General features: G+C 64.4%; 18 protein-coding genes and 2 tRNA genes. 14 read left to right on the forward strand and 6 right to left on the reverse strand.

Features of this window, described 5'->3' with window-relative positions; all coding sequences use genetic code 11:
* The first annotated feature begins 54 nt into the window (after positions 1–54).
* Positions 55–142, forward strand: a tRNA-Ser gene (locus VLA65_RS09645).
* A 155-nt stretch (positions 143–297) separates the two neighbouring features.
* Positions 298–1,380 carry a hypothetical protein gene (locus VLA65_RS09650; RefSeq protein WP_332602371.1) on the forward strand — a complete coding sequence of 361 codons (1,083 nt, stop codon included), beginning with the start codon at positions 298–300 and terminating at the stop codon, positions 1,378–1,380.
* Here the strand turns inward: VLA65_RS09650 and VLA65_RS09655 are convergent.
* Positions 1,361–2,800 (reverse strand): MFS transporter, encoded by a 1,440-nt coding sequence (locus VLA65_RS09655; protein WP_332602372.1) that lies wholly within the window; start codon positions 2,798–2,800, stop codon positions 1,361–1,363. The two genes, VLA65_RS09650 and VLA65_RS09655, sit on opposite strands and share 20 nt — an antisense overlap.
* Complete coding sequence (locus VLA65_RS09660) at positions 2,797–4,968, reverse strand: RecQ family ATP-dependent DNA helicase (RefSeq protein WP_332602373.1); 2,172 nt, start codon at positions 4,966–4,968, stop codon at positions 2,797–2,799. The genes VLA65_RS09655 and VLA65_RS09660 overlap by 4 nt, the downstream gene beginning before the upstream one ends.
* A gap of 124 nt (positions 4,969–5,092) precedes the next feature.
* On the opposite strand from VLA65_RS09660, the gene VLA65_RS09665 reads away from it, so the two are divergent.
* The 4 genes from VLA65_RS09665 to VLA65_RS09680 all read left to right on the forward strand — a co-directional run bounded on the left by VLA65_RS09665 (position 5,093) and on the right by VLA65_RS09680 (position 8,776).
* Positions 5,093–6,511, forward strand: coding sequence for a phosphomannomutase/phosphoglucomutase (locus VLA65_RS09665; RefSeq protein WP_332602374.1), 1,419 nt, complete (start codon positions 5,093–5,095; stop codon positions 6,509–6,511).
* A 27-nt stretch (positions 6,512–6,538) separates the two neighbouring features.
* A complete protein-coding gene (locus VLA65_RS09670) occupies positions 6,539–6,988 on the forward strand; it encodes a hypothetical protein (protein WP_284988768.1) in 450 nt (149 codons plus the stop codon).
* A gap of 24 nt (positions 6,989–7,012) precedes the next feature.
* On the forward strand, positions 7,013–7,462 hold the full coding sequence (locus tag VLA65_RS09675; protein WP_059388630.1) for an RrF2 family transcriptional regulator: 450 nt from the start codon (positions 7,013–7,015) through the stop codon (positions 7,460–7,462).
* Positions 7,463–7,615: 153 nt separating this feature from the next.
* Positions 7,616–8,776 (forward strand): globin domain-containing protein, encoded by a 1,161-nt coding sequence (locus VLA65_RS09680; RefSeq protein WP_059388629.1) that lies wholly within the window; start codon positions 7,616–7,618, stop codon positions 8,774–8,776.
* Here VLA65_RS09680 and VLA65_RS09685 read toward each other — a convergent pair.
* From VLA65_RS09685 to VLA65_RS09695, 3 genes are all read right to left on the reverse strand, one after another.
* Entirely contained in the window at positions 8,773–9,387 is a 615-nt protein-coding gene (locus tag VLA65_RS09685) for a TetR/AcrR family transcriptional regulator (protein WP_284988767.1), read from the reverse strand. The two genes, VLA65_RS09680 and VLA65_RS09685, sit on opposite strands and share 4 nt — an antisense overlap.
* Before the next feature lies 1 nt (position 9,388).
* Entirely contained in the window at positions 9,389–11,974 is a 2,586-nt protein-coding gene (locus VLA65_RS09690; protein WP_332602375.1) for a PEP/pyruvate-binding domain-containing protein, read from the reverse strand.
* A 169-nt stretch (positions 11,975–12,143) separates the two neighbouring features.
* Entirely contained in the window at positions 12,144–13,970 is a 1,827-nt protein-coding gene (locus VLA65_RS09695) for a phosphoenolpyruvate carboxykinase (GTP) (RefSeq protein ID WP_284988765.1), read from the reverse strand.
* Between the two features lie 283 nt (positions 13,971–14,253).
* Here VLA65_RS09695 and VLA65_RS09700 point away from each other — a divergent pair.
* Positions 14,254–14,327 (forward strand) — tRNA-Arg (locus VLA65_RS09700).
* Between the two features lie 596 nt (positions 14,328–14,923).
* On the opposite strand, the gene VLA65_RS09705 is transcribed toward VLA65_RS09700, so the two are convergent.
* The gene (locus VLA65_RS09705) at positions 14,924–15,652 is read right to left on the reverse strand and encodes a FadR/GntR family transcriptional regulator (RefSeq protein ID WP_284988764.1); all 729 of its coding nucleotides are present in this window, start codon (positions 15,650–15,652) and stop codon (positions 14,924–14,926) included.
* Positions 15,653–16,016: 364 nt separating this feature from the next.
* Here VLA65_RS09705 and VLA65_RS09710 point away from each other — a divergent pair, with 364 nt between their 5' ends.
* From VLA65_RS09710 to VLA65_RS09740, 7 genes are all read left to right on the forward strand, one after another.
* Entirely contained in the window at positions 16,017–17,657 is a 1,641-nt protein-coding gene (locus tag VLA65_RS09710) for an ABC transporter substrate-binding protein (protein WP_307053113.1), read from the forward strand.
* A 99-nt stretch (positions 17,658–17,756) separates the two neighbouring features.
* Positions 17,757–18,713 (forward strand): ABC transporter permease, encoded by a 957-nt coding sequence (locus VLA65_RS09715; protein WP_059388624.1) that lies wholly within the window; start codon positions 17,757–17,759, stop codon positions 18,711–18,713.
* 2 nt (positions 18,714–18,715) lie between these two features.
* Positions 18,716–20,854, forward strand: coding sequence for a dipeptide/oligopeptide/nickel ABC transporter permease/ATP-binding protein (locus tag VLA65_RS09720; protein ID WP_332602376.1), 2,139 nt, complete (start codon positions 18,716–18,718; stop codon positions 20,852–20,854).
* Positions 20,851–21,657, forward strand: a complete 807-nt coding sequence (locus VLA65_RS09725) for an ATP-binding cassette domain-containing protein (RefSeq protein WP_284988761.1) — start codon at positions 20,851–20,853, stop codon at positions 21,655–21,657. The genes VLA65_RS09720 and VLA65_RS09725 overlap by 4 nt, the downstream gene beginning before the upstream one ends.
* Before the next feature lie 36 nt (positions 21,658–21,693).
* Positions 21,694–22,611 carry a dihydrodipicolinate synthase family protein gene (locus tag VLA65_RS09730; RefSeq protein WP_332602377.1) on the forward strand — a complete coding sequence of 306 codons (918 nt, stop codon included), beginning with the start codon at positions 21,694–21,696 and terminating at the stop codon, positions 22,609–22,611.
* Positions 22,612–23,180: 569 nt separating this feature from the next.
* Entirely contained in the window at positions 23,181–24,140 is a 960-nt protein-coding gene (locus VLA65_RS09735; RefSeq protein ID WP_332602378.1) for an ROK family protein, read from the forward strand.
* 61 nt (positions 24,141–24,201) lie between these two features.
* Positions 24,202–24,888, forward strand: a complete 687-nt coding sequence (locus tag VLA65_RS09740; protein WP_332602379.1) for an N-acetylmannosamine-6-phosphate 2-epimerase — start codon at positions 24,202–24,204, stop codon at positions 24,886–24,888.
* Positions 24,889–24,898 lie beyond the last annotated feature (10 nt).

Consider the following 24,898-nt stretch of genomic DNA (forward strand, 5'->3'; position numbering starts at 1 on the left):
TTTTGCACTGGGTGCCCAGTTCTGCGTATCCTTGGTTGGCTAGCAATAGCAACTGGAGACGTGCCAGAGCGGCCGAATGGGCTTCACTGCTAATGAAGTGTGGGGCACAACTCCACCGGGGGTTCAAATCCCCCCGTCTCCGCGTTTTGGCCCCGGTCCTTGGACCGGGGCCTTTTTGCGTTCCGGGGCCTTCAGCGTCCGGTTCTGGCGGGGAAGATTCATGTCTCCGACTCCTTGAATTCAGCTTGCGCCAATAGCCTCGTCCGGGTAACGGAGACCACCGACGAGGAGAGATTCATGCGTTCAATGACGAGATTCGCGATCGCGACGGTTGGGGCCGTCTTGCTGTCAACCACGTTGCTCACTCCGCCGGCACTGGCGGCCAATGACGGCAACACTTCAGGACAGAATGGCTCCAACGGCAACGGACACCAAGGCAATACCGAAGGCTTCAGCTTCGGCGTGATCGGCGATGTACCCTACGGTGCCGCTGAGATCCAAGCCTTCCCGTCCTACATCCAGGACCTCAACGCACACAAGGAACTGAGCTTTGTAGCACACGTGGGCGACATCAAGAACGGGTCATCCCAGTGCACGGACCAGTACTTCGAAGCCATCAAGAAGAACTTCGACAGCTTCACGGCTCCGCTCGTCTACACCCCGGGCGACAACGAGTGGACTGACTGCCACCGAACGAACAACGGCGCCTACAACCCCCTCGAAAGACTGGCCAAGGTTCGGGAAGTGTTCTTCCCGAAGCCAGGTGTCACGCTTGGTTCCCCGATGCAGGTGAAGTCACAGGCAAAGGAAGGCTTCCCGGAGAACGTCAGCTTCCGCAAGCATGAGGTCGCCTTCACTGCCGTCAACATTCCGGGCAGCGATAATTCGATGCTGCCTTGGACAGGACTTGGCCAGAGCCAGCCGACCGCCGCCCAAATGGACGAGGTACAGCAGAGGACCGAAGCTGACATCCAGGAGTTGCGGGACACCTTCCGCAAGGCGCGGAACAACGGTGACCGGGCCGTCGTCGTGATGACGCAGGCGGACATGTTCGACCCGACAGTCGCAGCCCCTTCGCAGGCGGACTTTGGTGCTTTCAAGCCCCTGGTGCAGACCTTGATCGAGGAATCGAACTCGTTCGGCGGGCCGGTCTACCTGATCAACGGCGATAGCCACGTTTACAACCAAGACCACCCCCTTGCTGCCGGTTCCGCGTGGCTCTCCTTCTACGGGCAGGCCAGAGAAGCGAAGAACCTGACGCGAATCACCGTGGATGGATCCAACAATGCCAAGGACTGGCTCAAGGTCACGGTCAACCCCGAGGAAGCCACGAGCGTCATGTCGTTCGAGCGGGTCCCGTTCACGCACCCGGCTTCGTAGCTTTGCCCACAACACTGCGGCTGACTTCAGCTCCGGCGTGCCGGTGCAGCGTGAGGCTGTCCACTGTGCTCAAAAGCATCACAGCGGCCATGGCCAAGAAGGCGCCACGGTACGCCGAGGAAGGGCCGTCGCCGAAGAACGACGCATGGTCGAAGAGACGCAGGAAGAGCGCACCCACTGCAATACCAGCGCCCGCGGCCAGTTGCACCAACGTGGCTGACACTGCGTTGGCCGAGGGAAGCTCCCCCGGGACGATATCCGCATACTGCACGGAGGCGTACGCCGAGAAGCCGATCGAACGGAAGGCCCCGCTGGCCAGCAGCAAGGCAAAAATCAGCGGCTCCGGCGTCCCTGCGTTGAGCGCTGCACAAGCGGCAAAGGTGACGGCCGAGGCGAAAGAGGCGAAGACCAACACGGGCTTGAAGCCGAATCGCCGAATAATGGGCGTCGTGGCGGGCTTGATGCCTATGTTGCCAATGAACACCGCTGCCACCATGGCACCGGATTTGAGTGGATCCCAGCCAAAGCCATCCTGGAACAACAGCGGCAGCAGAAAGGGCACCGAGCTGATGGTCAGGCGATAGACGAACCCTCCGGTGGAAGTGGCCCGGAACGTGCGAGTGGCGAAAACCCGGAGATCGAAGAGCGGGGCTTTGGCCTTGAGCATCCACCAGGCCGCTCCGGCCAAAGCCAATGCTCCGGCCAGCAGCACTGCTGCCGGAACCGCGCCCGCGCCATGGCCGCCAACCCCTTCAAGACCCACCACAAGCGATCCGACGCCGAAAGTGGTGAGTGCGAGGCCGAGCCAGTCGAGCCGCCGGCCCGCATCGCCTCCCTTGTGCGGAACCAGCCTCAGGGCTGCGATGAACGCAGCAAGGCCCAGCGGGACGTTGATCAGGAAGATCCAGTGCCAGGAAAGATACGTTGTGAAAGCTCCGCCAACGAGCGGCGCCAAAACGGGCGCCAGCAACCCTGGCCAGACAAGGAATGCCGTGGCGCGGAGAAGCTCCGACTTGGGCGTGCCCCGCAGCACCACGAGAGTGCCTACCGGCACCATCATGGCTCCGCCGGCCCCCTGTGCCACCCGGCTCAAGGTCAGCAGGGTGAGGTCCTGGCTGGCCGCGCACAGCACCGACGCCACCGTGAAGACGGCGATCGCCAGACAGAAGATCCGGCGTGCGCCAAATCGTTCTGCGAGCCAGCTACTGAGCGGAATTCCCATGGCCACAGTCACCAGGTAGGCAGTCATCGTGATGTTGACATCGGCCGAGACTACTTTGAAGTCGGCGGCGATGCTCGGCATGGCGGTTGTAAGGACTGTTCCGTCCAGGAACTCCATGAAGAAGGTGGCGGCAACCAGCAAGGCGAGCCGTGGCTGCCACTTGGATTCGGACAGGACGTCCGGGGCTGCGCCCGTCACGCCGCTTGGCCGAGGACAAGAGGCAACACCGATCCTGCTCCGGCTTGCCTGAGAGCGCGGCCGGCAACAGTCATGGTCCAGCGGCTGTCCGCAAGGTCATCGACCAGAAGGATGCCTTGGCCGCCGAGCGACACAAGGTTCTGTCCAAGTTCCGGACCCACCACGAGGCGCTCCCAGACACCGGCCAGCCGGTAGGCGCTGTTGCCGCCGCGCCCGCCAGTTGGTCCGCCGTGCTGGAGTTCGAGGGCTCCCAAATAGGGCATCCGGCCGATTCCGGCTATGCCGCGGGCCAAGGACTCGACCAACGCCGGCTTATTCCTGGACGGGATGCTCACGACGGCTGCCGGACGCCCTTGGCCGCTCCACCCGGTGGATCGGCCGTCTCCGGCAGACCATTCGCGCAAAACCTGCACGCAAGCCTGCAACATGGCAGGTTCAACCTCGCGGTCAGCCGCACCGGCGGCAAAGAGCTCACGGAGGGCACCGCCCCAGCCGAGGTCGGTCAGGCGCGCCAACACGCGCCCTTCGGCCAGCAATTCATCCGGTTTGATCTTGCCTTTCACCGTCACGCCCAGCCGGTCCATCCCGCTCGGCCATTGAAGCCGTGGCTCGAGCGCAAGGCCCGCCCGGCGAAGCGTCTGCCCGGCGGCGTCGGCGGCGGCTGCTGCCACGTCCGCCGGGAACCACCTGCCGGCGCAATTGTCGCAGCGGCCGCACGCACGCGCGGACTCGTCGTCCAGGACCGCGGTGATGTATTCCATGCGGCATCCGGCGGTGTCCTGGTAGATCACCATGGAATCCTGCTCGTCCACCCGGGCCTCGGCGATGCGGGCGTAGCGTTCGGCGTCATAGATCCACGGACGTCCCGTGGACTTCCAGCCACCGCCCACGCGCTCCACCGCTCCATCCACGGCCAGGACCTTCAGCAGAAGTTCCAAGGGAGTCCGGCGCAGGTCCACCCGCGCTTCGAGTGCCACGGTGGACAAGGCAGAGCCGGCTTCGGCCAAGACGGTAAGTACGGCGGCGGCCTTCTCCTCGGAGGGCATCGAAGCAGTGGCAAAGTACTGCCAGATCTCGCGGTCCTCGGATCCGGGAAGAAGGAGCACATCGGCGTTTGCGGCGCCACGACCGGCACGGCCGACCTGCTGGTAGTAGGCCACCGGCGATGAGGGGGCGCCAAGGTGGATGACGAATCCGAGATCCGGTTTGTCGAAGCCCATGCCGAGCGCCGAGGTGGCAACGAGCGCCTTCACCTGGTTGTCCTTGAGCAGTTGCTCGGCCCGTTCACGATCCGCGGGGTCCGTGCGCCCGGTGTAGGACAAAACGTTGTGGCCTGCCTCGGAGAGCAGCCGGGCGGTGTCTTCAGCGGCCGAAACGGTCAGGGTGTAGATGATTCCGCTGCCTGGCATGTCTGCCAGATGGGTCAACAACCAGCCAAGGCGATCGCGCGAATCGGCGAGCTTCAAGACACCTAGCCGCAAGGACTCCCGGCCAAGCTGCCCGCGGATGGTCAGCACTCCGGCGCCGAGCTGCTCTTCGATGTCATGGACCACCCGGGAGTTTGCTGTGGCCGTGGTAGCCAGCACGGGAACACTCCCAGGCAGTTGCTCGATAAGATCGGAGATGCGCCGATAGTCGGGACGGAAATCGTGCCCCCAGTCCGAAATGCAGTGTGCCTCGTCAATCACCAGGAGACCGGTACGGCGGATGAGCTCGGGAAGCTGGTTCTCCCGGAACGAAGGATTGGTGAGCCGCTCCGGCGAAACCAAGAGAACGTCCACTTGGTCCGCGGCTAGTTGCTCCCGGACGTTGTCCCACTCAAGCTGATTGGCGGAATTGATCGCCACGGCCCGCACTCCGGCACGTGCGGCCGCTGCCACTTGGTCCCGCATCAGCGCGAGCAGGGGCGACACGATGAGGGTTGGCCCTGCGCCCCGGCGCCTCAACAACAACGACGAGACGAAGTACACGGCCGACTTGCCCCAGCCCGTCCGCTGCACCACCAAAGCCCGCCGTCCGGCGTCGACGAGGGCCTCAATCGCCTCATACTGGCCGTCGTGGAATCGGGCGTCCGCATTTCCCACAAGCTCCTTCAGTACTTCAAGGGCCTGCAGCCGGGTGGTGGACTGTTCTCCTGCGAGTAGGGCAGCATCCGGGTTGTTGGGCATGGCTTCAGTATTCCAGCACCCGCAGACAGCCAGAACCCGGAACGTCATCTATGTGGACAAGCGTTTTCCACATAGATGAGGTCCCGGCGCGGCGACGACCTCGCTCCACAGTAAGATTGAGCGCGTGACTAGCGAGCAGAACAAGACATTTGACCTCTCGGCTTCCTTCAAGGCCTATGACGTCCGGGGAATCGTCGGCGAATCCATCACCTCCCACATCGTGGAATCCGTCGGCGCGGCCTTCGTCGACACCCTCGGCCTCGCCGGGGAAATTGTGCTGGTTGGAGGCGACATGCGCCCGTCGTCCCCTGAATTCATCAAGGCTTTTGCCGACGGCGCTGCCCGCCGCGGCGCCAATGTCCAACTCCTGGACCTCATCTCCACCGACGAGCTCTACTACGCTTGCGGTGCCCTCAATGCGGCCGGCGCGACGTTCACCGCGAGCCACAACCCCGCCGAGTACAACGGCATCAAGATGTCCAAGGCCGGCGCCCAGCCGATCTCTTCCGAAACAGGCCTCAAGGAAATCCAGGCGCTGGCGGAGAAGTACCTCAATAGCGGGAGCATCCCTGCTGCGGATGTACAGGGCAAGATCAGCACCCGCGATGTCCTGAAGGACTACTCGGAGTACTTGCGCAGCCTGGTTGACCTCAAGGGCTCCCGTCCGCTGAAGATCGTCGTCGACGCCGGAAACGGCATGGCCGGGCTGACCACTCCCGCGGTCCTTGGTGACCAGCTGCTTCCGGCCCTGCCTTTCGAGATTGTTCCCCTGTACTTTGAGCTGGACGGTTCCTTCCCGAATCACCCGGCCAATCCGCTTGAGCCCGAAAACCTGCGCGATCTTCAGGCCGCAGTCATCGAGCACGGTGCGGATATTGGCCTGGCGTTCGACGGCGACGCCGACCGTTGCTTCGTGATCGACGAAAAAGGCGAACCCGTGTCGCCGTCTGCCATCACGGGGATGGTTGCGCGCCGGGAAATCGCCCGTGCACAGGCTGCAGGCGAAGAGACCCCCGTGATCATCCACAACCTGCTGACCTCACGGGCAGTCCCGGAACTCGTGGCCACGGACGGTGGCAGGGCCGTGCGCACGCGTGTGGGGCACTCTTTCATCAAGGCTGTCATGGCCGAAGAAGGAGCCGTCTTCGGCGGCGAACACTCGGCGCACTTCTACTTCCGCGATTTTTGGAACGCTGACACCGGCATGCTTGCGGCCATGCATGTGTTGGCCGCATTGGGCGAGCAGGATGGCCCGCTGTCCGAACTTGGCCGCCAGTACGAGCCCTATGTCTCTTCCGGTGAAATCAATTCCGAAATCGAGGACAAGGCAGGAGCCATTGAGCGGGTCCGCGCCGATTTTGATGGCGAAGACGTGGACGTGGACACCATGGACGGCAGCACCTTCACCGCGAAGGACGGTAGCTGGTGGTTCAATCTTCGTCCCTCCAACACGGAGCCTTTCCTACGCCTGAACGCCGAGGCGAAGGATGTTGCCACCATGGAAAAGGTCCGGGACCGTGTCCTTGCACTGGTCAGGGCCTAGCCGGCAGCCGCGAAGGCGAGCAGCAGCATGAACTCCATCGACGGCCTCGAAAGCACCAAGGAACTCGAACTCCGCGAAGTGCGTGAAACCCTTGGGGCCGCCCTGGCGACGGCGCAGGAACACCTTGAACAAAACGGTGGCTTCCTGCCCTTCGCCGTCACGCTCGCCGAGGACAACGAACTTCGGATCGTCTTCGTAACGCCCGGAGAGCCGGACGACGAGGGAAACGTCGACACGGAGTCTATGCTGGCAGACATCCTCGAATTGCTTCGCCAGGGCCGTGACGAATACCGCGCGGTGGCGATTACGAGCGATGTCATCCTGCCGGAGCACGGCTCGGACGGGATTCACGCCGCGGCCGAGCATCGCAGCGGCGGTCTCCTCGCGGCCGTTGTCCCCTATGCCCGGACCGCTGAAGGCTTCACCTTTGACAACGCCGAAGCTGACACCAATGAACCCCTTGTATGGGTGGACTAGACCTTACTCCGTAAGCTTGAGGGCATGAAGATCAATGCCTTCGCGGATGTGAGCCTGCGTGCGCTCCTGGTTCTGTCGTCCGCGCCCGCAGGTGAACTCCTGACGACCCAGAATATTGCAGACGCCGTGGGGACTCCGTACCACCACGTCAGCAAGGCCATTGTTCGGCTACGGGAGCTGGGCCTCATCGACGTCGAGCGCGGCCGCAAGGGTGGATCCCGGCTCAGCGCCGCCGGACGCCAAGCCACCGTTGGCCACATCCTGCGGGAGTTGAATAACAGGCCCGACCCCGCCGAGTGCCAATCCGTGCATGGCGACTGCCCGCTGATTACCGAGTGCGGCCTGCGCCACGCCCTGGCCCGGGCGAGGGAAGCCTTCTACCGGGAGTTGGACGACGTCGTCGTATCTTCCCTGCCGCGCCCCCGGCAAATGGCGCCGGCATTCCAGGCGATCGGGTTACGCCCCGGACTGTAAGCCTGGTTCCAGCGCGTCCTGTCATCTCCGGGCTGTCGATTCGCGAAATCCTTCTACAGCGTGTAGAACTTTAGCCATAGATACTTGCATTCCAAATACAAGTATTGATTCCGGTCCGCACTCACCCCACGGGCCACTACGACAGGAGTACCTATGCTCTCGGACAAGTCCTTCCCCGTCATCGAGGCCACCTTGCCGCTCGTCGGCTCACGGATTGGCCACATCACCCCCAAGTTCTACTCCCGCCTGTTCGCTGCGCACCCCGAACTGCTTGATGGGCTATTCAGCCGTTCGAACCAGCGCTCCGGCACCCAGCAGCAGGCCCTCGCTGGAAGCATCGCCGCGTTCGCAAGCCATCTGGTGAGCAATCCCGGCACCCTGCCGGAGACGGTCCTGTCCCGCATTGCACACCGCCACGCTTCCCTGGGGATCACCGAGCCGCAGTACCAAGTGGTCTACGAGCACCTCTTCGCCGCCATCGCGGAGGATCTCGCCGAAGTCATCACTCCTGAAATCGCCGAAGCCTGGACAGAGGTCTATTGGCTCATGGCGGACGCCCTGATCAAGCTCGAAAAGGGACTCTACGCGGCGCAGGCCAACGGAAAGATGTGGAGCCCCTGGAAGGTCGCGTCCAAGACCCCCGCGGGCACCGGGTCCATGACTTTCATCCTGGAGCCGGCCGACGATACCCCCATCACCGCAGCCCTGCCCGGCCAATACATCAGCGTCAAAGTCACACTCCCGGACGGCCTGCGCCAGGTCCGCCAGTACTCGCTTTCGGGCGACGCCGGCACCAGCCGCAGCTTCACGACCAAGATCGACGACGGCGGCGAGGTCTCGCCCGTGCTGCACGGAACCGTTGGGGTCGGCGATGTCCTGGAGATCTCCAACCCCTACGGAGAGATCACGCTCAAGGATGGAGACGGCCCTGTGGTCCTCGCCTCGGCCGGTATCGGCTGCACGCCTACGGCTTCCATCCTGCGCTCGCTCGCCGATTCCGGCTCCAGCCGCCAAGTCCTGGTATTGCACGCGGAGAGCAATCTGGACAGTTGGGCCCTGCGCGGGCAGATGACGGACGACGTCGAGCGCCTGGACGCAGCCGAACTCCAGCTCTGGCTGGAGGAACCGCAGGCCGGGGCCAACGCGGGCTTCATGTCACTGCGCGAAGTGGACCTTCCGACCGACGCCTCGCTGTACCTCTGCGGACCGCTGCCGTTCATGAAGCACATCCGCAACGAAGCCATCAACGCCGGAATTCCCGCCACAAAGATTCACTACGAGGTCTTCGGTCCGGACATCTGGCTCGCTAACTAGCAAGCAGCAGACGACCCCGGCCCAACCAGAAGTGGCAGCATCACCTCGTCCACCACGTGCACCAGATAATCGTCGTCAATCGGTGCTCCGGAGAAAATGAACCGCTGCCGCAGCAGGGCGGGGCCGGCCTCGATCCTCGTCTCCGTGGCCACGCTGGGATGGCATTCGCCGCGGGCCGCGGCTTGCTCAATGATGGCGCCCATGATCCTTGCTACGTTGCCGCGAGCGTACTCGTGGACCTCAGCCGCCACCGTAGGATTCTGCAGCGCCTCCCCCAAGAGCCCGCGCATGGCTTGCCCCACTGCTCCTTCCAGTTGTTGGGCCACGAGCCGCAGTATCGCCAGGGCGTCTTCGCGCAGGCTGCCGGTATCCGGCGCGGAGGCGGGGCCAGGCATGGCATCGTATGCCGCCTCGAGGACGAGGGCCGCGCGTCCGGGCCACCGCCGGTAGAGCGAAGCTTTACTCGCCCTGGCGCGCACGGCCACGCTTTCCATGGTCAGTGCCGCGTAGCCGGATTCGGCGATCTCGGCCCGGACCGCCTCGAAGATCGCGCTGTTCAGGACCGCCCCGCGGCGGCGCGGCAGCTTCCGGTGGTCCGGCTGCTGCGGCATCTCAAGATCCCTCCAGAGAAGCGGCCGGCAGGACCACTCCCAGGGTTCCGTCCACGAGCACACGCTGGCCGTCAACCAAGGTGCTGGTGCCCGAACCGGTGCCCATAACGGCCGGAATCCCGTACTCCCTCGCAACAATCGCCGCATGCGAGCCGAGCCCACCGGCGTCCACCACAACCGCGGCTGCCCGCTGGAACAGCGGCGTCCAGGCGGGGTTGGTGTACGGGCAGACGAGGACCTCTCCGCTGCGCAGCCGTCCGAACTCTGCCGGCGTACGGATCACACGAACCGGCCCGGTTGCTTGGCCGCGGCTGGCTGCAGTGCCGGAGACGAGGACCCCTTCCATCTGGCGACCCGGGTGGCCTCGGCCAAAGAGCAAAGCCGGATCGAGCAACGGGATGCCTTCGAGTTCTCTCCGCTTCGCCGCCCGAGCCAGAACCAGCGGCCTGAGACGGTCGCGGAGCGAAGCCGGCAGCGCGCCGTCGTCGTTGTCTGTGATGGACTCAAGTTCCTCGAACCGCAGGTGATGGATTTCGTCCGGCTCCTCGAGCACCCCGGCGAGCACCAGCCGGCGGCCGAGTTCCCGGTACGCCCGGCGGATCGGCGGTATGGCCTTGGTGGCGTAGAAATGGCTGTCCTCGCGGAACGCCATGCCGGCTTGGGCGGACTCGACGGCGGCGAGCACCCTCCGCCGTAGCGGTTCGAACCGGAGAGCCGGGTGGCGTTTCAATTCCGCAAGCGCATTCCCGGCCTGGTCCGCTTTTAGGGGCCGCTCTCCCGACATGGCCTTGACCAGCCCAAGGACCACTTCGGGGGCATCGGACCACGTGGGCGAACTGCTGAGGACAACGCTCGTGGTTTCACGGTGGCCATACTCGAGTTGGAACGCGCCGAAGGCCTCACGGAATGCACGATGTCCGGATTCCTTTTCCAGCAGCCCAAGGATTTCGCGAGCGTCCGACTCAAGGAGCGCGCGCGACAGCCCGGGATCGTTCGCCGCGATGGAAGCGAGCCGTTCAAGTGCCCGGTTCGCCTGGCTGGTCCGGGTTTCCGCCCCAGCGATCAGCGAGGGCGCAAGCTTGATCTTGCCCAGGAGCAGAAGCATGAAACGCATCTTCAGCACCGGCACCGGAATGCCGGGCAGGTAGGAGACCCTCAAATCCGTGATGCCCTGCATCGCCGCGAAGCATTCCCGGGCAAATGCAACAACCGCACTCCACCGCAGCGGGCCGAGGTCCTTGCCGTTCAGCCTTTCAATGTTGTCGATAAACAGGGAGAAACGTGGATCCCGGGTCCAGTTGGCGGCTTTGAACCGCCTCGACCGGTGCAGCAAGGACACCGGCGCGGCAAACGTCCGGATGGTCGGGCGCGGGACGGGTGGGATGAGTTGCACCACCACTCCTTCCTCCTCCGGCAGCAAATCCTCCACCGAGGGGAAGACCACGCCCACGCTCCCGGCCATGCCATGCAGCATGGCAAGGATTCCCCGGCTCATCCATCCGGATACATCCAAGGGATACGGGCGCGCCTGGAACATCTCGATGAAGAACGGCCCCACCCGACGTTGGACCGCGTTGAGGACGGGCGGTTGGGGCGGCAGCGCGGTCATCGGCCTCGACTGCAGCATGTATAGCGTGCCGCCTGCCGCCGCCCACTCGATGTCCTGTGGCCGGCCGAAATGCCGCTGGGCCTTCTTTCCCAGCGTTGCCAAATCCGCCAATTCCTCCGCGGCGAGCCCGGGCTTCGCTCCTTGCGTGCCGGAGCTTTCTTGGGTGCCGCCGCCCTCGGCCGCGCTGATCACCACCTCGCGGCCACCGGGCGTGAAACTCAGCACTTTTCCCGAACCGTCCAAGACGTAGTGCTCCGGCGTCACCCTCCCGGAGACCACGGCCTCCCCCAGCCCGGGGTTCGCGTCCACCACCATTTCGCTGCGCTCGCCCGTGACCGGGTTCGCCGTAAACAGGACGCCCGCCATGGCGGCCGGTACCATTTTTTGCACGACGACGGCGATGGCCACCTCGTGCGGATTGATCCCCTGCCGTCGGCGATAGGCCATGGCCCGGTCCGTCCACAATGATGCCCAGCAGTTGGCGACCGCCTGGACTACGTTGTCCCCGCCTTGCACGTTGAGATACGTGTCCTGTTGACCGGCGAACGCGGCTCCCGGGAGATCCTCCGCCGTGGCGCTGGATCGGACCGCGACCGCCCCGCCTCCCAGCCCCGCATAGGCATCGAGGATCTCCCGCCGCAGCCAGCCGGGCATTTCCGTCGCGGAAAAAAGGGCCCGAAGGGCCGCACCGTCAGCACCCCCGGTGCCGTCACCGGCGTCGGCGTCGGACGCACCGCCGTCGGGGGCCTCTTCAGGCCCGACGGACAGAAAGCCGCCCAGCGCGGCATCCACGTTTGTTTCCGCCAGGAAGGACAAGTACGCGCCCGTGGTGATGATGAAGCCCGGCGGCACCGGGAACCCTTGGCGCACCAACTCCCCCAGCGCGGCACCTTTTCCACCGGCAACTGCGACGTCCCCAACGCCCAAAGCGGCCAAGGGCGCGGTGGTCCGTGTTGCGTGCCGCTGGGAATCGTCCATGGCCCGGCTCCCCTGAATTAGAGAACTGCTGGTTCTCTAAAAGCTACGCTCACGCCCATCGCGGCACAATGCTCCACAGCGACTGCTCCAGGATGCGGAAATGACGACGGTCCCGCACCAAAGTGCGGGACCGCCGTGGGGTCGTGCAGGTGGACGTCCGTCTGGTGGTCTAGGCCAGGCGAGCCTTCAGGCCGTCAAGCTCGGCGAGCAGTGCGGCCGGCAGGGATCCGCCGAACTTTGCGTACCATTCCTCGATCGATGCCAGTTCGGTTTTCCACTCCGAGGCGTCGACACGCACTGCGGCTTCCACCTCGGCGGGGGTCATGTCCAGGCCTTCGAGATCGATGGACTCGCCGGTCGGCACGAAGCCGATGGGAGTCTCGACGGCGTCGGCCTTGCCTTCAAGGCGCTCGATGGCCCACTTGAGGACACGGGCGTTGTCACCAAATCCGGGCCAGGCGAAGCCACCCTCGGCAGTGCGGCGGAACCAGTTGACCAGGAAGATCTTGGGCAGTCGCTCAGGGTTGGCCTTGGCGGACAGGTTGACCCAGTGGTTCAGGTAGTCGCCTGCGTCGTAGCCGATGAACGGCAGCATGGCCATGGGGTCGCGACGCACAACGCCGACGGCGCCGGCCGCTGCAGCGGTGGTCTCGGAGGACAGCGTCGAGCCCATGAAGATGCCGTTGGACCAGTCGCGGGCCTCGGTGACCAGCGGGATGGTGGTCTTACGGCGGCCGCCGAAGAGTATCGCGGAGAGTTCCACGCCGTCGGGGCTGAAGTATTCCTCGGCGAGCATGTCGATCTGGTCGATCGGCGTGCAGAAGCGGGAGTTCGGGTGTGCCGCGGGCTTGCCGGAGCCGGGAGTCCAGGAGTTGCCCTGCCAGTCAGTCAGGTGCGCCGGAGTTTCCTCCGTCATGCCTTCCCACCACACGCCGCCGTCGTCGGTCAGCGCAACGTTGGTGAAGATGCTGTTGCCCTTGGCGATGGCGCGCATGGCGTTGGGGTTGGTGCCCCAACCGGTGCCGGGTGCGACGCCGAACAGGCCGGCCTCGGGGTTGACGGCGCGGAGCTCGCCCTCTTTGCCGAAGCGCATCCAGGTGATGTCGTCGCCGAGGGTCTCCACCTTCCAGCCCTTGATGGTGGGGTCGAGCAGCGCGAGGTTGGTCTTGCCGCAAGCGGAGGGGAATGCCGCAGAGATGTAGTAGGTCTTCTGCTCGGGCGAAGTCAGCTTCAGGATCAGCATGTGCTCGGCCAGCCAGCCTTCGTCACGGGCCATGACGGAGGCGATGCGCAGGGCGTAGCACTTCTTGCCGAGGAGGGCGTTGCCACCGTAGCCGGAGCCGTAGGACCAAATGGAGCGCTCTTCGGGGAAGTGCACGATCCACTTGTCCGGGTTGCAGGGCCACGCGACGTCGGCCTGGCCGGCTTCCAGCGGAGCGCCCAGGGAGTGCAGCGCGGGGACAAAGAAAGCGTCGGTCTGCGTGATGCGGTCGAGGACGTCGGTACCGATGCGGGCCATGATGCGCATCGAGGCGACAACGTAGGCGGAGTCGGTGATCTCGACGCCGAACTTCGGATCTTCGGCATCCAGGTGGCCCATGACGAACGGAATGACGTACATGGTGCGGCCGCGCATGGAGCCGGCGAACAGCCCGCGCAGCTTCTGCTTCATCTCCGCCGGAGCCATCCAGTTGTTGGTGAAGCCGGCGTCGTGTTCCTTCTCAGAGCAGATGAAGGTCTGCTCTTCCACACGGGCTACGTCCGCGGGATCAGAGAATGCAGCGAAAGAGTTGGGGAAGAGCTCTTGGTTCAGCCTCTTCAGGGTCCCGGCCTCGACGAGCTCGTCGGTCAGCTTCTTGTTCTCAGCTTCACTGCCGTCAACCCAGTGGATGCGGTCCGGCTGTGTCAGCTCGGCAACTTCCTCCACCCAGGCCAACAGGCGTGCATGCGTAGTAGGTGCCTTCTCAAGCAACGGCAGTCGCGCCAGATCGCCCATCATGGTTCCCTTCCTCGGGTTCAGTGGTGTGTCCTAAATGCTAGGGGTCGCGGAGTAGACCAATCTGGGCTCGGACATGGGATCTCTTGACCATTTCGGAGCAAAACCCCTAAAAATCAAGGATCCGCGTCAGCGATTGGCCAAATTTAGTGACCAAGGTCACATAGACCGGTCTAGTTAGGCAGATTACACCGAGTCGATTTGGCACGAACGGGGATCTCGCGTAAAGTTTATTGAGGTTCGAGGGGGGAACGAGTTTGAAACTCCCGAGAATCACCAAGATGCGCCCATAGCTCAGCTGGATAGAGCGTCTGTCTACGGAACAGAAGGTCAGGGGTTCGAATCCCTTTGGGCGCACAAATGAAGACCCGCACCGGACCCGGTGCGGGTCTTTTTTCGTCAAATTCCGGGCCGGGTTGGTTGGCGCGCCTCGCCTCGTGGGTTGCGCGCGCCGTCCTGACCCTCTTTGCCGCCCCACGGCCACCACATGACGAGACTCGCCGTGTCGTAAGCGCTTTCCCAAACCAAAGAAGGTCAGGAAGGGCAGCCCTTCAAGAACCCGAAGGACTCCCCCGGCACTACGCGGCCAGCAGACCTCACTCCACGGCGGAGGTGCGCCTACGATTCTGCTGGATCACAAGCACTCCCCGGGCCCGGCACCCTTGGAATCACACGGCCAGAGACCTTCGGCAGGGGGAATGATCCAGCAGAATCCGCCACCTACCCAGGGCATCGCTCTACGATCCAACGTGCAAGCCGACGCCCTCGCCGTCCTGACCCTCTTTGCCGCCCCACGGCCACCACATGACGAGACTCGCCGTGTCGTAAGCGCTTTCCCAAACCAAAGAAGGTCAGGAAGGGCAGCGTCTCCGGGGGTTGCGCGCAAAAGGCAAGGGCCGCCGTCGTACTTCATGAAAAGTACGACGGCGGCCCTCGGGCTTGGGTGCCAGGCCTCAGACTGCGACGGCCTCGCTGATGCGGCGGCGTATTCCGTCGAAGTGACGATTGAGCAGTTCGGCGGCCGCGAGCTTGTCGCCGGTTGCGACGGCGGTATAGATGCTTCGGTGCATGGCCGCGGTGGCTACAAGATCTTCGTTGTCGGAGCCGATCTCCACGTGGATCTTCCGGTAGACCTTCCAGAAAACGCCCATGAGATTGATGAGGAGCTCGTTGTTCAACGGCTCGAACAGCCGGCGGTGGAACTCAGCGTCGGCGGCTACGAAGTTCTCGCCGGAGGCTGCGAGCTCCTCCATCTGCTTGACGGCCTCTTCGATCAGGGCGAGCTGTTCAGCGGTCATCACATCCATGGAGGATCCGATCAGCCCCGATTCGAGGGCCTGGCGCACGTCCACCAGTTGCAGCGCCTCGAGCCCCTGGTGGCGCAGGGACAAGCGGCCCCGGAACGTCAGGCCGTCGGCGAGCGCCTCGAAGTTGCTCGGGGCGACGAACATGCCAAAGCCGTGGCGGATCTCGATGACACCCAGCGCCTGCAGCACTTTCAGCGATTCGCGCAGGGTGTTGCGCCCTACCCCCAACGCCACGGAGAGTTCATTTTCCGTGGGCAAAGGATCGCCCGCCTCGAGCTCGCGCTCGAGGATCAATTCCATAATGTCCGACTGAAGGGCCCTGAGCCGGGCCTGTGCGCTGAACCGCGCCTGCGGAACGACACCGGAAGTGGTCATGGCTCTCCTTGCAAAAGTACCCCTCCCTGGCCCGGATCCTTTCAGGACCGGGGACAAGGAATCAGTGCAGTGTTAATGTTGAGGTGAGCCTAGCGCCCACCGTGGATATAGTGCTTCGCAACATACAATATCGGATGTCCCATCTCCTTGATAGATGTTCGCCTTTATTTTTCACCGAGCCCCGGGCCCGAATCTCGCAGGGTAAACCGCGGCGCCGCGCCCACCGGCAGCACTCCGGCAGCACCGCCGCGACCGCTCCTCCGGCCACCAGTGATCCAGATCTCGCTTGACGACTTCATGTGACCACCCTTACAGTTTCTTTACGAGCATCGGATGTCCTACATCCGATAACCAGAAAACTTGAATGGTGAGGCATCTTATGAGCAACACGATTAACACCCTGCCGCTGGTCAGCGACGCCAGCCGACGCAACTTCCTCAAGCTGACCGGGGCGATCGGAGCCGCGGCAGCGTTCACGGCCACCCTGTCGGCATGTGGCGGTCCTGCCTCCACCACCACGGGCGCAGCAAACAACACTGCGGCCGTCAACAAGGACCTCACCATCGAGGCAGGCATCTCCTATGCCCTGTCCACGGGTTTCGACCCGATGACGTCCTCCGGCGCCACGCCGCAGGCCGCCAACCTGCACGTCTTCGAAGGCCTCGTGGAACTCCACCCCGCCACCCGCGAGCCTTACAACGCGCTGGCCGCCAGCGACCCCAAGAAGGTCAACGACACCACGTACCAGGTGACCATCCGCGACGGTGCCAAGTTCCACAACGGCGCCCCGGTCACCACCGACGATGTTGTCTACTCCTTCACCCGCGTGATGGACCCGGCCAACAAGTCCTTGTTCTCCCAGTTCATTCCCTTCATCAAGGACGTCAAGGCCCTCGATGCCAAGACAGTCGAGTTCTCGCTGAAATATCCTTTCCCCGGCTTCGGACCCCGAATCTCCGTGGTGAAGGTGGTGCCGAAGGCGTTGGCCTCTGCCGATCCGAAGGGATTCGATGCCAAGCCCGTCGGTTCCGGCCCCTACAAGCTGATTTCGGCAGTCAAGGACGACAAGATCGTCTTCGAAGCATTCGCCGACTACAACGGTCCCAAGCCGGCACTCGCCAAGGGCATGACCTGGCTGTTGCTCTCGGACGCGGCCGCCCGTGTCACGGCAGTCCAGTCAGGCCGCGTCCAGGCGATCGAAGATGTCCCGTACCTGGACATGGACGGGCTCAAGTCCAAGACCCGGGTTGAATCAGTGCAGTCCTTCGGCATGCTGTTCCTGATGTTCAACTGCGCTAAAGCCCCGTTCGACAACAAGCTGGTCCGCCAGGCACTCCACTATGGACTGGACAAAGACGCCATCATCAAGAAGGCCTTGTTCGGCAATGCCAAGGCTGCGTCGTCGTACTTCCAAGAGGGCCACCCGGACTACGTCAAGGCCAAGAACGTCTACGGTTACGATCCCCAGAAGGCCGCGGACCTCCTCAAGCAAGCCGGCGTGAGCAACCTCGAATTCGAGCTGCTCACCACCGATACTGCCTGGGTCAAGGACGTTGCCCCGCTGATGCTTGAATCCTGGAACAAGATCCCGGGCGTCAAGGTCACCGCAAAGAACCTGCAGTCCGGCGCCTTGTACTCGGACAGGGTTGGCAAGGCCGACTTCTCCGTGGTTGCGGCCCCGGGCGACCCCTCCGTCTTCGGCAACGACGCAGACCTGCTCTTGAGCTGGTTCTACTCCGGCGCCACCTGGATGGCCAAGCGCGCCTACTGGACCACTCCGGAGAGCGCCACCCTCCAGGGCCTGATGGACAAGGGCTCGCAGGCCGCAGCCGCCGACGCGAAGAAGATCACCGGCCAGATCGTGGACCTCGTCTCGGACGAAGTCCCGCTGTACCCGCTCTTCCACCGCCAGCTCCCCAGTGCATGGGACGAAAAGAAGCTCTCAGGCTTCAAGCCGCTGCCCACCACGGGACTGTCCTTCATCGGCGTCGGCCGCACGTCCTAGCCACACCCAACTGGCTCGCATTTGTTGTCGTTTAGACGGCTCAAAACGACACTTACTGCGAGTCAGTTGGGCCCCCGCACCAAAGCAACCGGAGAACAAATGGTCATGATATTGCGTCTGCTTGGACGTAGGCTCGCGGCATTGCCCTTGATGATCCTGGGCATCACGCTGTTGGTCTTCCTCGTCCTTCAAGCAGCCCCAGGCGACCAGGCCAGCACGGCCCTCGGCGAAGGCGCCAGCGAGGCCGCCAAACAGCAGTACCGCCAGGACAACGGCCTGAACGATCCCCTGTTCGTCCAGTACTTCCGTTTCCTCGGCAGGCTCCTGCAGCTCGATCTCGGCGTGACCACCCCGCCGTCCAAGTCGGTGGCAAGCATGATCGCGTCTGCCTTCCCGCTAACCCTCCAGCTGACGTTCCTCGGCGTGATCATCGCCGTCGTGCTCTCGCTGGTATTCGGCATCATCGGCGCCCTTTACCGCGACAAGTGGCAGGACCAACTGGTCCGGATCTTCTCCATCGCGGCCATCGCCACCCCGTCCTTCTGGCTTGGCATCCTGCTCATTCAGTGGTTCGCGCTCGGTGACAACCCTCTGTTTCCCTCGGGCGGGATCGCGACGCCGGAGTCCGGCTTCGGCGGTTGGCTCAACTCGATGGCGCTCCCGGCCCTCGCTCTCGGCATTCCGGTCTCCGCTTCCCTGATCCGCGTGGTCCGCACGTCCATGGTGGAGGAACTGGACCGCGACTACGTCCGGACAGCCATTGGCAACGGAGTTCCGTACCGCGAGGTGGTTTCCCGGAACGTCCTGCGCAACGCGCTCGTGACTCCGGTGACCGTGCTGGGACTCAGGATCGGCTACCTCCTGGGCGGCGCCGTCGTGATTGAAATGATCTTCGCCCTTCCGGGCATGGGCCAGCTGATCCTCAACGGCATCACCAACCTGGACGTCAACCTGGTCCAGGGCGTGGTCCTCACCATCTCGGTCACCTTCGTTCTGGTGAACATCGTGGTGGACCTCCTGTACCTGCTCATCAACCCCCGAATCAGGACGGTATAGCCATGCGCAGCAAACTTGCTGAACGGCTCAGCGCCCCGGGCGTCCGCTTCAAGTCCCTCCCGTGGGGATCGCGTTTTGCCCTGTTGTTCCTCGTCGTCATCGCCCTGGCAGCCATCTTCGCTCCGGTCATCGCGCCACACGACCCCCTGGAAACGTTCATTCCTGCGCAAGCTCCGGACGGCGACCACTTCTTCGGCACCGACCGCCTGGGCCGCGACGTCTTCTCCCGGCTCCTTTACGGCTCACAGTCTTCGCTCATGATCGGCCTCGGCGCAGTGGCCCTTGCGATCGTCGTCGGCGCCGTGCTTGGCTCGCTCGCCGCGACGTCCAGCAAGGCCGTCAACGAGATCGTCATGCGCCTCATGGACATCCTCATGGCGTTCCCGGGCATCGCCCTCGCGGCCGTGCTCCTGGCGGCGTTCGGCAACTCGGTGCCCACCATCATTGTCGCGATCGCGATCATCTACACCCCGCAGCTCGCCCGCGTGGTCCGCGCCAATGTGCTCTCCCAATACGGTGAAGACTACGTCCGCGCCGAACGCGTGATGGGCGCCGGCCGCGCCTACATCCTGCTCAAGCACATTGTCCGCAACACTGCGGCCCCGGTGCTGGTTTTCGCCACGGTCATGGTGGCCGACGCCATCATCCTCGAAGCATCGCTGTCCTTCCTCGGCGCCGGTGTGCAGGATCCCGCGCCGTCGTGGGGCAACGTGATCTCCTACGGCCGCAACCTGGTCCTCTCCGGCGGCTGGTGGGCAACCACCTTCGCCGGCCTCACCATCCTGCTCACCGTGCTTGCGCTGAACATCCTCGCCGAGGGGCTCACCGATGCCATGGTGAACCCGAAGCTGCGGAAGGCGCCGGTCGTGAAGGACGACGACGGCGCTGCCGCTGCCTTTGCGGGCGCCGCGGTGGCGGGCGCCGCCGTCGATACCGAGATCGCGACGTCAGTAGCCCAGTCTTCCGTGGTGGAACAGCACGAGCTCGACGGCGTTCGCGCCGCCAACGGCGATCCGCTCTCCGAAGAGGACTACGCGGCGTCCGTCCTGAACGATCCGAGGCTCGCAGCAGAGAATCCGCATGCCCTACTGGATAAGGAACTCGAGCTCCTCGCATCCATCGAGGCCAAGCGCACGGACAGGCTCCCCCAGGTCCCCGCCGACGCCAGGAACGTTCTGGAGGTCAAGAACCTGTCCATCCGCTTCCCGGGCCGCTTCGGCGACACCGCGATCGTGGACAACGTCTCCTTCACCGTCCGCGAAGGCGAAACCATGGGCCTGGTGGGCGAATCCGGTTGCGGCAAGTCCATCACGTCCCTCGCGATCATGGGCCTCCTGCCAAAGACCGCCGAGATCACTGGTTCCATCGTCTTCGATGGCAAGGAACTCCTGGATTCCGGCTCGAAGCACAGCAACAGCAAGGCCTACCAGGGCCTGCGCGGCGAACAGATCGCCATGGTCTACCAGGATGCGCTGAGTTCGCTCAACCCATCCATGAAGATCAAGGAACAGATGACCCAGCTGACCAGGCGCGGCGGCCGCAAGACCCCTGCCGAGTTGCTGGAAATGGTGAAGCTCGATCCCGTCCGCACCCTCGCCAGCTACCCGCATGAGCTCTCCGGCGGCCAGCGTCAACGCGTCCTGATCGCCATGGCGCTCTCCCGCTCGCCGAAGATCGTGGTGGCAGACGAACCCACCACCGCCCTCGACGTCACCGTCCAGAAGCAAGTAGTGGAGTTGCTCAACGAACTGCGTGAACAGCTCGGCTTCGCCATGGTCTTCGTCAGCCACGACCTCGCCCTGGTTGCCTCCTTGGCGCACCGGATCACGGTCATGTACGCCGGCCAGGTGGTGGAATCCGCACAGGCTTCGGAGCTCCTGCAGAACCCGCGGCACGAATACACGCGCGGTCTGTTGGGCGCGGTCCTTTCGATCGAAGCCGACGCCGTCCGCCTCCACCAGATCCCAGGCACCGTCCCGTCACCGCGCGATTTCGCTCCAGGCGACCGTTTTGCGGCGCGTTCGTTGAGGCCCGACGCCGACCCGAACCAGCAATTGGTCCTCGCCGTTGTTGAACCCGCCGGCGGCGGAGCAGACCGGGACCACTACTGGGCCAGCCACCTGAAGGAGGACGCAAAGTGAGTGTTTCAACCGGCAAACCGGTCATCGAGCTCAAAGACGTCAAGGTCCACCACCGGGCGCGCACGGGCGGCCTCTTCCGGCCCAACATCGTCAAGGCAGTCAACGGCGTGGACTTCAGCATCAGCCGGGGCGAAACGGTCGGCATCGTCGGCGAGTCCGGCTGCGGCAAGTCAACGCTCGCGTCAGTGCTCGTGGGACTCCAGGCCCCGACGTCGGGCCAGGTGCTCTTCCACGGCAAGCCGGCCATCAAACGCAACGCCCGGATGCGCAAGGAGTTCGGACGCGCCGTCTCCGTCGTCTTCCAGGACCCCGCCACGGCCCTCAATCCACGCATGACCATCCAGGACATCCTCACCGATCCCCTGCAGGTTCACGGCATCGGCAACGCCGCGTCGCGCTCGACCAAGGTCAAGGAACTGCTGGCCCTTGTTGGCTTGCCACAATCGGCGGCCGAGGTCACGCCGTCGCAAGTCTCCGGCGGCCAGCGCCAGCGCGTGGCGATCGCCCGCGCCCTCGCCCTGGACCCGGACATCATCGTGGCGGACGAGCCGACGTCGGCCCTCGACGTTTCCGTCCGCGCCCAAGTCCTCAACCTGCTGTCTGACCTGAAAACCCAGCTGAACCTCGGCATGGTCTTCATTTCGCACGACATCCAGACTGTCCGCTACGTCTCCGACCGCATCTGCGTCATGTACTTCGGACAGATCGTCGAAGAAGGCCCGGCCGCCCAGGTCTTCGACAACCCGAGCAACGACTACACCAAGAAGCTGCTCGGCGCCGCGCCCAGCCTGCTCCACACCTAAGTTTTTCCCATCCAGATCCAAGCAACGGAGATTTTTGTGTCTACTCAGTTCCAGGGCGTCATTCCCCCGGTCATCACCCCCCGCCACGCCGACGGGCGCGTTGACACCGCGTCCCTGAAGAACGTCACCAAGCACCTGCTCGACGGCGGCGTGTCCGGCCTTTTCGTGCTGGGCTCCTCAGGCGAGGTCCCCTACATGACCAACGAAGAGCGCGAACTGGTGGTCTCCACGATCGCCGACGCGAACGCCGGCGCCGTGCCCCTGATCGTCGGCGCCAACGAACAAACCACCAACCGGGTCATCGAAGAAGCACGCAAAGTCGTGGATCTCGGCGCCGACGCAATCGTGGTCACCTCCATGTACTACGCCATCGGCAACGCCCAGGAGACCGAAACCCACTTCCGCAGCATCCACGCTGCCGTGGACAAGCCGATCTTCGCCTACGACGTCCCCGTCCGCACCCACTTCAAACTGCCCACCGACCTCCTGGTCCGCCTCGGCCGCGACGGCGTCATCGCAGGCGTCAAGGACTCCTCCGGCGACGACGTCTCCTTCCGCCAACTCCTCCTCGCAGCCAAGGACATCCCCGACTTCGACATCTTCACGGGCCACGAAATCGTCGTCGACGGCGCCCTCCTCGCCGGCGCCCAAGGCGTAGTACCCGGCCTCGGCAACGTAGACCCCGCCGGTTACCGCCGCCTGTTCGACGCCACCCAGGCCGGAGACTGGACCGCAGCGGCCGCCGAACAAGACCGCCTGGCCGACCTCTTCGACATCGTCTACACCCCCAACGGCCGCGTCTCCGGCGGCGCAGCAGGACTAGGCGCTTTCAAGACCGCCCTCCAAATCATGGGCATCATCGAATCCAACACCATGAGCTCCCCCATGCTCTCCCTGAACGCCGAAGAAACCTCCGCAATCCGCACGATCCTCGAGCGCAACGGCCTGGTCTAGGGTTCGCACCCTACTCTTGCCGGAGCTTCCGATCAGCGCTCATCTGGGCGGTTTGCCGTCGCTCACCCGGTGCTTGTTGCGGTGGTCGGGTCGTGCCGCAGGACCAGTTTTGCCGTCCCTTAGACACCTCCCGCCATGCCGCTCCGGTCGCTGGGCGACCTGCGCAGCATTCTGGTCGGCGATGCGGGACTACACAAAACCGTCCCTCCGCCACTCGGGCGAATGCAGAACCTTTGCGGCGGGCCGGGATCCGCACGGGCCGCCGCAGGCGGCACGCTCCCGGTCGGCGAGCCAACAGGACCCTGCGTCAGGCGGGATATCAGCGCAAAGCGCGGGCGCATTGTTTCGTGTAGGCGCGCATCGCCGACCAGAGTTCTGCGGAGGTCGCTCCGCGACCGTAGCGGAACGGCGGGAGGTGTCTAAGCGCCGGCGAAATGATGGGTCCGCGCTGTCCCAGCCAGAGCTAACCTGATCATCAACGAACCGCAGCCTGGGCGCCGCCGCGACGACGGCTAACCTGACCACACAGCAACCGCAGCAACAGCAACCGAACGATCCGGAGGACAAACATGATGTACGTGGTCGGGGTCGATCTTGGGGGGACGAAGACTGCCGCGGGGGTTGTCGGGGCCGATGGGGAGGTGTTGTTTTCGGAGCAGATTCCTACGCTGAATCGGGACGGGGGCGACGCTATTTTGCGGGCAACTGCGGCGCTCGTGGGGCGGCTCATGCGGCGGGCGGCGGGTGCGGGAATCGACGTCGTGCGTGTTGGCGTCGGTTCGGCCGGGGTCATCGATGCCGTGAATGGCGAGGTGGTTTCGGCGACTGATGCGATCCTGGGGTGGGCCGGGACCAGGTTGACGGCGGGGTTGGCGCAGCTCCTGGGTTTGCCTCGGGGGTCGGTGAGTGCCGTCAACGATGTGCATGCGCATGCTCTGGGTGAGGCGTGGCGTGGGGCGGCTGCCGGGTCTTCGAGTTCGCTCATGGTGGCTTTCGGTACGGGTGTGGGCGGCAGCTTCGTGCTGGACGGCGCTCCTGTTTTGGGGCACCACTATGTGGGTGGGCACGTGGGGCATTTTGCGTCGCCGTACGCCTATCACGAGGGCAAGGCCCTCCCGTGTGTGTGCGGCGGCTCGGGCCACGTCGAGGCGATCGCTTCCGGCCCGGCCATCCACGAATCCTTCGTCCGTTTCGGCGGCTCCCCCGAGGTCCCGGACACTCGTGCGGTGTTTGCCTTGGTGCACGACGGAGATCGTGCCGATTCGGCCGACGGTACGGCCGCCATCAAAGCCATCGGGGCGGGCGCAGGTGCCGCGGGGCAGGCGATCGGCGGGCTCGTCAACATCCTCGACCCGGAGACGGTGGTGGTTTCCGGGGGTTTGGCGGATGCGGGAGATTTCTGGTGGAAACCCATGGAACGCGCCCTGCGCAAGGAGCTCATGGCCCCGCTTGCCGACATTCCCGTGCTTCGCGCGGCGCTAGGCAATACCGCGGCCATTGTGGGCGCGGCCAAACTCGTCCTGAACTGACACCCGAACGCCCAAACGCCCAAACGCCCAAACAACCGAACCCCTCGCAAGGAGACACCCCATGATCCTGACCCCCGATGGCCTCGAAGCCCTCCGCTCGCAGTTGATCGTGTCCTGCCAGGCCTACCCGGGCGAACCCATGCGCGATCCCCGGACCACCGGCCAGGTGGCGGCGTCGGCCGTTATCGGTGGAGCCGCCGCAGTCCGCGTACAGGGCCTTGCGGACGTCCAATTCACCCGCGCAGCTGTGGAGGTCCCGGTGATCGGGCTCTGGAAGGACGGGCACGACGGCGTTTTCATCACCCCGACGCTCCGGCACGCCCTCGCCGTCGCGAATGCCGGCGCCCACGTCGTGGCCATCGACGGAACGCGACGCACGCGTCCCGATGGCTTGACACTCAAGCGAACCATTGACGGAATCCACGCCGAATCGCACGCCTTGGTCATGGCTGACTGCGGTTCCTACGCCGATGCGGCGGCCGCCGTCGACGCCGGTGCTGACCTGATCGGCACCACCTTGGCCGGGTACAGCGGGGACCGTCCCAAGACTGACGGCCCCGATCTTGAGCTTCTCGCGGAGATCGCCGGCGCTGGGCTGGGCAAGCCGCTCATCGCCGAGGGCCGCATCCATACCCCGGCACAGGCCCGCCAGGCCCTCGACGCCGGGGCGTTTGCCGTCGTCGTCGGCACTGCCATCACGCATCCGGCGAGCATCACCGGCTGGTTCAAAGGCGCGATGGACACCTGACCCGGCAGAA

Source organism: Arthrobacter sp. S2(2024), assembly GCF_036662515.1.
In the GTDB taxonomy this organism is placed as follows: Bacteria; Actinomycetota; Actinomycetes; order Actinomycetales; family Micrococcaceae; genus Arthrobacter.

Excerpts from the sequence above, each read along its gene's own strand:
- VLA65_RS09650 (WP_332602371.1), top strand. The coding sequence starts at position 298 with ATGCGTTCAATGACGAGATTCGCGATCGCGACGGTTGGGGCCGTCTTG.
- VLA65_RS09660 (WP_332602373.1), bottom strand. The coding sequence starts at position 4,968 with ATGCCCAACAACCCGGATGCTGCCCTACTCGCAGGAGAACAGTCCACC.
- VLA65_RS09670 (WP_284988768.1), top strand. The coding sequence starts at position 6,539 with ATGAACTCCATCGACGGCCTCGAAAGCACCAAGGAACTCGAACTCCGC.
- VLA65_RS09675 (WP_059388630.1), top strand. The coding sequence starts at position 7,013 with ATGAAGATCAATGCCTTCGCGGATGTGAGCCTGCGTGCGCTCCTGGTT.
- VLA65_RS09680 (WP_059388629.1), top strand. The coding sequence starts at position 7,616 with ATGCTCTCGGACAAGTCCTTCCCCGTCATCGAGGCCACCTTGCCGCTC.
- VLA65_RS09685 (WP_284988767.1), bottom strand. The coding sequence starts at position 9,387 with ATGCCGCAGCAGCCGGACCACCGGAAGCTGCCGCGCCGCCGCGGGGCG.
- VLA65_RS09690 (WP_332602375.1), bottom strand. The coding sequence starts at position 11,974 with ATGGACGATTCCCAGCGGCACGCAACACGGACCACCGCGCCCTTGGCC.
- VLA65_RS09695 (WP_284988765.1), bottom strand. The coding sequence starts at position 13,970 with ATGGGCGATCTGGCGCGACTGCCGTTGCTTGAGAAGGCACCTACTACG.
- VLA65_RS09705 (WP_284988764.1), bottom strand. The coding sequence starts at position 15,652 with ATGACCACTTCCGGTGTCGTTCCGCAGGCGCGGTTCAGCGCACAGGCC.
- VLA65_RS09710 (WP_307053113.1), top strand. The coding sequence starts at position 16,017 with ATGGTGAGGCATCTTATGAGCAACACGATTAACACCCTGCCGCTGGTC.
- VLA65_RS09715 (WP_059388624.1), top strand. The coding sequence starts at position 17,757 with ATGGTCATGATATTGCGTCTGCTTGGACGTAGGCTCGCGGCATTGCCC.
- VLA65_RS09720 (WP_332602376.1), top strand. The coding sequence starts at position 18,716 with ATGCGCAGCAAACTTGCTGAACGGCTCAGCGCCCCGGGCGTCCGCTTC.
- VLA65_RS09735 (WP_332602378.1), top strand. The coding sequence starts at position 23,181 with ATGATGTACGTGGTCGGGGTCGATCTTGGGGGGACGAAGACTGCCGCG.
- VLA65_RS09740 (WP_332602379.1), top strand. The coding sequence starts at position 24,202 with ATGATCCTGACCCCCGATGGCCTCGAAGCCCTCCGCTCGCAGTTGATC.